Consider the following 7520-nt stretch of genomic DNA (forward strand, 5'->3'; position numbering starts at 1 on the left):
GTCAGGCTCCCGTACGGGCGTCGATCCGCATCAGCATATAGCGGGCGGCGGCAAGGATCAGGAAGGTGATGACAAACAGGATCAGGCCGAGCGAAACCAGCGAAGAGGTGTAGAGGTCGCCGTCGGCCTCGGTGAATTCGTTGGCGATGGTCGCCGAGATGGTCGTGCCCGGAGCGAACAGGGAGGCGCTGATGCGGTGGGCGTTGCCGATAACGAAGGTCACCGCCATGGTTTCGCCGAGCGCGCGGCCGAGGCCAAGCATGACGCCGCCCATGATGCCGATGCGGGTATAGGGAATGACCACGCGCCGGGTCACTTCCCATGTCGTGCAGCCGATGCCATAGGCCGATTCCTTCAACACCGCCGGCACCGTATCGAAGACGTCCTTGGTGATCGAGGTGATGAAGGGCAGCACCATGATGGCAAGGATCAGCGCGGAGGTCAGAAGGCCGATGCCGTAGGGAGGGCCGGCGAAAAGGCTGGATAGTCCCGGCACACCATGGAAGAGGTTGATGACGAAGGGCTGTATCGTCGTCTGCAGGAACGGCGCGAACACGAACAGGCCCCAGATGCCATAGATGATCGAGGGAATGCCGGCCAAGAGCTCGACCGCTATGCCGATGGGGCGCCTCAGCGGACGCGGGCAGAGTTCGGTGAGAAAGACCGCAATGCCGATGCCGATCGGCACCGCGATCAGGATGGCGATGGCCGCCGTGACGATGGTGCCGTAGATCGGCGCCAGCGCGCCAAATTTTTCCGTGACCGGATTCCAGCTTTCGGTCGTCAGGAAAGAGAAGCCGAAGGCCGACAGCGCCTGCCACGAGCCGGCAAACAGCGACATCGCGACACCGCCGAGGATGACCAGCACAAGAATTGCAGAAGCGCGGGTGAGTCCGCGGAATATGGCATCTGTGAGCGCGAAGCGCCGCACCGTAGCTTCCCTGGCCCGGGCTGCTGCAGATGATGGCATGGCATCGGAAGCGATGGTCATTGGGTCCTCGCGATTGAAGGCAACAGGGAGGGCGCCGTCGACGCCCTCCCTGGAGGAGATTACATAGCCGAGTAGAGCGGCTTGCCGTCGCTGCCGACGACTTCCTTGGCCCACATGGCCTTGACGCTCTCGACCACCTTGTCAGGCATCGGAACGTAGTCCAGCTCGCCGGCCATCTCATCGCCCTTGTCATATGCCCAGGCGAAGAATTTGAGCGCTTCGCCGGTGGTCGCGGCATCGTCCGGCTTTTTGTACAGGAGGATCCACGTCGCCGCCGTCATCGGCCAGGACTCGGCGCCCGACTGGTTGGCGAGGATCACGCCATAGCCTGGCTTCGAGCTCCAGTCGGCGTTGGCTGCGGCCGCCGAGAACGCCACTGCGGTCGGCTCAACCTTCTTGCCGTCCTTGTTGATCAGATCGGTGTAGGTGAGCTTGTTCTGCTTGGCGTAGGCGTATTCGACATAACCGATCGCGCCGCCGGTCTGGGAGACGTTGTTGGCAACGCCCTCATTGCCCTTGGCGCCGATACCGACGGGCCATTCCACTGCCTTGTCGACGCCGACCTTGTCCTTCCAGTCCGCACTGACGTCGCCAAGATAGTATGTGAAGTTGAACGTGGTGCCCGAACCGTCGGAACGGTGAACGACCGCGATCGCCTGCGAAGGCAGCTTGACGTCGGGATTGAGCTTCTTGATCGCCTCGTCGTCCCACTGCGTGATCTTGCCGAGGAAGATGTCGGCCAGCGTCGCTCCGTCGAAAACCAGCTCGCCCGGCTTGACGCCTTCCAGATTGACGACGGGAACGATGCCGCCCATCACCATCGGAAACTGGGCCAGTCCGGACGATTCAAGCTCGTCGCCGCTGAGCGGCGCATCCGAAGCGCCGAAGGTAACCGTCTTGGCTTTGATCTGCTTGATGCCGCCGCCGGAACCGATCGACTGGTAGTTAAGGCCAATGCCGGTGTCTTTCTTGTAGGTGTCGGCCCACTTCGCATAGATCGGGTAGGGGAAGGTGGCGCCGGCGCCGGAGATGTCCGCGGCGAGCGCGGCGGACAGGGTGAGGGTGGTCGTCGCCGCAGCCATTGCAATCGCAACGGCCGCCGAGCGGATGAAATGTCTCATGTGGCCTGCTCCTGTTCGGAATATGGTCTCTCGGCGCCATTCCTCCGGCGCCCGCTGAGGCCAATAGCCCTCGATTATTACAGTCGCATGACAGTTTCATGTCGCTCCGGTAACGTTGTCCAGCCGGGGTAAGAAGGAGCGGCCGCGGGCTTTGTCGGAATGGCCGCGGTTTGCCGCTGGAATCAGCAGCTTGCGTGAATTCCGGCCAACATTATCCCCTCGGAGATCGCAGCAATCGGCCTCGAAAAGAAAAACCGGGCGAGAGCGCGTTGCATGCAGCCAGAAGGTGTCATGGCCGCGCCATCGCCGAAACAGGTCCGTTGGGGTAAATCTGACCCTGTTTCTTGCCGGCGGTCGCTGCTCCCGCCCGTAACTGGAGGAGCGGAACTTCGAATATCCTATTGTCGCGACTGAGCGCGGCATTGGTATGGTGCGATCGCACCATGGCCTTACGCTGGAAGCGTTGACGAATCGCAAGGTTTAACTCGCCTCGCGCTGGATCTCGCCATCCGCGCCCGACCCGGTGCTCGATCTTTCGAGCAGAGCCTTCGACTGGAAGTGCGACGATTTCTACTTCACCGTACCTACTCCCTCTGCACTATTCCGCCGGTTGTCGGTTAGGCCGAAGCGGCGTTATAAGCTTGCAGGGGTGTTGCTGATGTCTCGACGGATTCCGCCTGTCTTCCTGTGCCTGGTGCTGCTTTTGGGAAGCGGCTGCGCGCGCAGCTATGATGGTACCGTGATCATTCCCAAGCCGCTCGACGTTCGCCGTTTCTGGGACCGGCCTTCTTCGCAGGCGCAAGCCGATCAGTCGCAGTTGGAGACCGACGTCTTTCCCGTGGCGCCGCAATCGCCGAAAAGGCCGGCGGTGCGCAGGAGCGCAGCTTCCGTTGCAGCGCCACGGAGGGGGGTCGCCAACAACCCGCCCATGCTGTCGTCGGAGCCGGCAAAGCCGCTCACCTGCAGGAATGTCAGCGAACCCGGCAAACGGGCCCGTATGGTCTGCGAATAACCAACCGGCCGTCCGTCGATGCGTGGGGCTTTACGCCTTGAAGCGGCTATCCGGCCACCCGTTCGCCGTCTCGGACCATCGCCCGCCTTGGTCAGTCCGCCGGGAAAAAGGCCGGCCCGACCACTCTCACCGGCCGCGCGCTAATCGCTCTTTCGACCGACTGATGCTGGGCAGCCCCTTGCACCTCGGCAACCGGCGTTTTTGCCTCTGCGAGAGCGGCACCGGCAGTTTCGATCCCGGATTCAGGAATTTCCGCGACGATGCCAAAATCCGGCTTTGCCGTGGGCAACGGAATGAGGGCGTTGGTCATATTGGCCGGTGTCACGGTTCGTGCCCTGAGTTCGGCGACGCGCTGGTAATAGCGCTTGACGTCGCAGGCCTTGAAGTTCGCGTCGTCGCGGTAGCTGAAGGCTGTCGCAAGCTCCACATAGGGCCTTTGGGTCTCGAGCGCGATCATCTCTTCAGTTTCGCGGGTGGCATCGCTCAGCGTATAGAGTTCGATGCCGGCATCGTCGCAGATGTAGCGGCACTGATCGACCGTTTCCTTCAGATCGTCGTTCTTGGCGAACTGCGATTTTGGCGCGGGGAAGAAATATCCGTCCGACAAGCGAACGCAAAACAGCATCCGATTGCCACCCATTGTTGCGCCTGCGGACTGGGGTTTGGGTGCTGTGCGCGGCTGTGCCTGCCGTTGGTCTTGCGGCGCTTGCTGCTGCTTCTTGGCAGCGGGTGCGGCGCAGCCCAGCGCGACGAACCTGGCCTTCAGGCCGGACGTGTCCCTTCCCGAATTCGACAGTCTGGCGATCTGCCGTTGCACCTCCGCCTTGCTGCTGACCAGGTCGGCGCAGGGATTGAAGAAGAACCCGGCCGTTTTCGCCGTGCATCGACGCTGTCTCTCCAGCCTTTGAATCGCGGCGAGTTGACGGCGCAGTTGGGCAAGCTCGGGGCTGGTCCCGCCGCTGCGCCCCGCCGAAAGCAATTGGCTCTTGATGGCGCCGCAGCTATCCGCGTAGGAGGAGGACGTGCCGAGCGCAACGGCTATTGCCGCCACCAGCATCAGAATCGTGAGAGGCCAGAGGCGTGTCATTGGAGCGACCATTGTGCTTGTTGCGCCGAGAACAGGATTTCTTTGTCGACTATGAATAAGAACTAGCTAAATCAGTTTTATCTAATTGAAGAGGGCCACATCGCCGCCAGAGACTTTGGTTCTAGTGTATTATATCTACTCGCGTAAATTCAATATTACATTTTTATTTCAAGATTGAGACGAACCGGCAACAACGCCGCGACTGCCGCCACGGCGAAGTTTGAAGCGCCCGGCGGATTCCGCACCACGATCAATCCGGCGTTACCGGCCGCCCCCTGCTGAAACCTTAGTCCCAAGTTCGACGTTGAGCGGTCAAAGGAGGAGACCGCAAATGTCGATCCACTTCACTGTCTCGGAGCTGACCAAAAATCTGTTCCATTCACTTGGGCTGGACCGTGAGCGCGCACCGAGGCCACTTGACCACGAGCAAAGGCTTTTGCTGGAGTGCTATCTCGCCGGCCAGATTCCGGAATCGGCCTGGAGCGACTATGTCTTCGAAATGCCGGAACTAGCACGACATGTCGAGGCCAGACGAAGCCGCCACTAGAGCATGATCCCGAACCGAAGGTCCGCGTCAGCGAAAAGTGGAATCCGGTTTTCGGAAAAGATCATGCTCAAACAAACAGCTATTCTAGAGCTCCATCCCGAATCTATCGCGGCTCTGAGATCCCTCGAACGCATCTGGCCCGCTCTTCAAGGCGAAGTCTGCACTCGCGGTGCAGGCTGTTTTTGTTTGGGCGAGTTGAATTGCAGAGTGAACACCTTGCCCGGGATGCCTTGAGCCAGCGCTGGTGAAAAGCTCAACGGCAGGCAATGTTCCACGGCTGCGGTCGCCGCGTCGACAAAAGCTTGCCGCGCCTTCTCGTCGCCGGCAACGCGGATGGCGGTCGGCTTGGGCCGGCCGATCAATGTACCATTGCGCCTGAAGCTGAAGCTCAGGGTGACGGTGGAATTCCCGGCATTCGCCGGCGGTGTCCAGCACGCCTGGATGGCAGCCCCGACCTCGGGCATGGTGTTGAGCGTCGCTGCGTTCGATTGACTGGTTGCGTCCACCAGCATGGCGCCTGCAATCACAATCATTCCAGCAATGCTTTTCATGGCAGGGCCTCTGTCCTTGAACCGCCCTCGAGGACGGGACTAACTTCGATGGTAGGGCCAACATCGGCGATGACAAGATGGCGACGCGGTTCATCAGCCATGCAGGCGTCGTGAAGCGCCGTCAGGCGCAACTTCGGCAGGGGCTGGAACAAGCAAAAGGCCGGCGCGCAGCCGACCTTTGCTTCCCATCCGCGCCAGTACATCCGTGGTCGCGGGCTGGAGGTGGATTCAGTAGAAGGGGTTTAGGTTAACGAAACCTTAAGCTCCCCACATCGTGCAAACAGGGGAGATTAAAAAAAGTTCATTACCGGCTCCTGCAGACGTGCGGACGACCGCTATTGGCATGTGCCTCAGGCGTTGGCCTGCGACCTCACATAGGCGATATAGCCGCGCACGTCGCCGGCCGGCTCCGCATAGGCCTTGCCGAGCTTCTTCTCGATCGCCGCCATATAGTCTTTTGCCCATTGGGGCAGCGCGTAGTCGATGACGGCCAGGAATTCGAGCGTCGCCGCCAGGCGGATGTCGGCGATCGACGGGTTCTTGCCGCCGATGAACGGCTTGCCGTTCCTGAAGAAGCTGTGGAAGACCTCCAGCGGCTCGGCAATTGCGGCCGCCGCGGCTTTCTGGGCTTCCGATTTCCTGTCGGGGTGGGCATCGCTGTGGCCAACCTCGCCGGCATATTGCGGAAAATTCAGTGCAGGATAGGTGGCGCGCGCCACATAGGGGTAGAGCGTGCCGATCAGGTAGAACATGGCGCTGTCGATCATTGCCCGCTTGGCGGGCGCCTTAGGATATAAGTTCTCCAGCCCGTGCTTGTTGGCGAGGTACTGCATGATGGCGCAGCTTTCCCACAGGACACCTCTCGGCAGACCCTTGTCCTCGATCATCGGCGTCAGATGGGCCGGGTTCCGCCCCATATATTCGGGCGAGCGCGTTTGGCCCCATACGTCGGTCTCGGAATGGTCGAGCCCGGCGGCGCGTGCAAACACCCGAACGCTCATATTGTTGACGCTCGGCTTCAGCATGCTGAGCGTGAGCGCGGGCTTTTTCGCCGGTTTCGCCTTGGCCTTCGGCGCCAGCTTCTTGGCGGAGACCTTGGCCGCCGGCTTTGCCACTTTCGCCGCTGACTTGGCGGCGGCTTTGGCCGCAGGTTTCGCTCGGGGCGTGGCTGTCTTGGCCACGGGCTTCTTCGCGCTCTTCGTTGCTGTCTTTGCCATTATATCCTCCCTTTGTTTGGCGTGCCGTCAGTACGGATTTTTCGGTGCGCGATCCTCCGACAAGGTCGCGCGGGAGCGCTCGACGAGCGCCTGGATCGCATCGGCAAGGTGCACTTCGGCGATGTTGTAATCGCCGCGCGCGACGCGGACCTTGTGCGCCTGCATCAGAACGTCGGCATGGGTGAAGCCCGCCGGCGGCTCGAAACGGTAGGAGGCGAGTTCGATCAGCAGGCCGAGCGGATCCTCGAAGTAGATCGAGTCCATAAAGCCGCGATCCTTGACGCCGCTGTGCTTGATTTCACGCTCGTCGAGCCGGGCGACCGCCTGCAGAAAGGTGACGCGCGACACCGCGAAAGCAATGTGATGGACGCAGCCCGTATCGGTCGGCGTGCGCCGCTTGACCGGCGTCCGGCTCTCGTCGGTGAAGACCGTGATCAGCCGGCCGTCGCCCGGATCGAAATAGAGATGGCTTTCGCTGGCCTTGTCGAGGTTGGGCTGCTCGAAGGTGAAAGGCATGCCAAGCACGCCCTCCCAGAAATCGATCGAGGTCTGGCGCCCGGCGCCGACCAGCGTGATGTGATGAACGCCCTGCGACTGCAGTTTCTGCATTGGCCCTCTCCTCCCTGCGATCTCGTCATATGACACGGGCGACATCGATCCGTGCCGATCAAGTTGCGGCAGCGCTCCACACGATCGGCAATCCGCATTGCGGATACGGGTGATCGCCTATCCGGCCTCTCGAGCCGTTCCCTGCCCGGCGTTCTGTGCGCCGGTTTGAGCCTCCCGGCTCATAGTTCATGACGTGATGCTAATTCAATTGCGGGCGCTGCGCCAGAAGCGTCGCCCGGCATGGCCAAGCCGATGCCGGCGCATATGAATATTGTGAGATCTTGGTACGCCCAAGGGGCGTGCTTGTTTCTCGTAAGATCAAGCACTTAGGTTGCCCAACCGGTCGCAGGGCCCCCATTGAAAACATTGCAGCTTTCGCCGCGAT

At 61.2% G+C, this 7520-nt stretch carries 8 protein-coding genes; 2 read left to right on the forward strand and 6 right to left on the reverse strand.

What is annotated here, in order from left to right:
- Position 1 precedes the first annotated feature (1 nt).
- Entirely contained in the window at positions 2–991 is a 990-nt protein-coding gene (gene pstC / locus NKJ94_RS26195; protein WP_352529156.1) for a phosphate ABC transporter permease subunit PstC, read from the reverse strand.
- Between the two features lie 59 nt (positions 992–1050).
- Positions 1051–2112 carry a phosphate ABC transporter substrate-binding protein PstS gene (gene pstS / locus NKJ94_RS26200; protein ID WP_352529158.1) on the reverse strand — a complete coding sequence of 354 codons (1062 nt, stop codon included), beginning with the start codon at positions 2110–2112 and terminating at the stop codon, positions 1051–1053.
- A 658-nt stretch (positions 2113–2770) separates the two neighbouring features.
- On the opposite strand from pstS, the gene NKJ94_RS26205 reads away from it, so the two are divergent.
- On the forward strand, positions 2771–3124 hold the full coding sequence (locus NKJ94_RS26205) for a hypothetical protein (protein ID WP_352529160.1): 354 nt from the start codon (positions 2771–2773) through the stop codon (positions 3122–3124).
- A 91-nt stretch (positions 3125–3215) separates the two neighbouring features.
- On the opposite strand, the gene NKJ94_RS26210 is transcribed toward NKJ94_RS26205, so the two are convergent.
- Positions 3216–4211, reverse strand: a complete 996-nt coding sequence (locus tag NKJ94_RS26210) for a DUF2865 domain-containing protein (protein ID WP_352529162.1) — start codon at positions 4209–4211, stop codon at positions 3216–3218.
- 331 nt (positions 4212–4542) lie between these two features.
- Between NKJ94_RS26210 and NKJ94_RS26215 the strand changes: the two genes are divergently transcribed.
- The gene (locus NKJ94_RS26215; RefSeq protein WP_352529164.1) at positions 4543–4758 is read left to right on the forward strand and encodes a hypothetical protein; all 216 of its coding nucleotides are present in this window, start codon (positions 4543–4545) and stop codon (positions 4756–4758) included.
- 146 nt (positions 4759–4904) lie between these two features.
- Here the strand turns inward: NKJ94_RS26215 and tolA are convergent, their stop codons facing one another.
- The 3 genes from tolA to NKJ94_RS26230 form a co-directional block, all read right to left on the reverse strand.
- Positions 4905–5309: a cell envelope integrity protein TolA gene (gene tolA / locus NKJ94_RS26220; protein WP_352529166.1), complete on the reverse strand. Its 405-nt coding sequence runs from the start codon at positions 5307–5309 to the stop codon at positions 4905–4907.
- Between the two features lie 350 nt (positions 5310–5659).
- Positions 5660–6526 (reverse strand): glutathione S-transferase family protein, encoded by an 867-nt coding sequence (locus tag NKJ94_RS26225; protein ID WP_352529168.1) that lies wholly within the window; start codon positions 6524–6526, stop codon positions 5660–5662.
- Positions 6527–6553: 27 nt separating this feature from the next.
- On the reverse strand, positions 6554–7135 hold the full coding sequence (locus tag NKJ94_RS26230; protein WP_352529170.1) for a VOC family protein: 582 nt from the start codon (positions 7133–7135) through the stop codon (positions 6554–6556).
- Positions 7136–7520: the final 385 nt, after the last annotated feature.

Origin of the sequence: Mesorhizobium sp. M0060, from assembly GCF_040323155.1 — a bacterium.
Classification (GTDB): Bacteria; Pseudomonadota; Alphaproteobacteria; order Rhizobiales; family Rhizobiaceae; genus Mesorhizobium.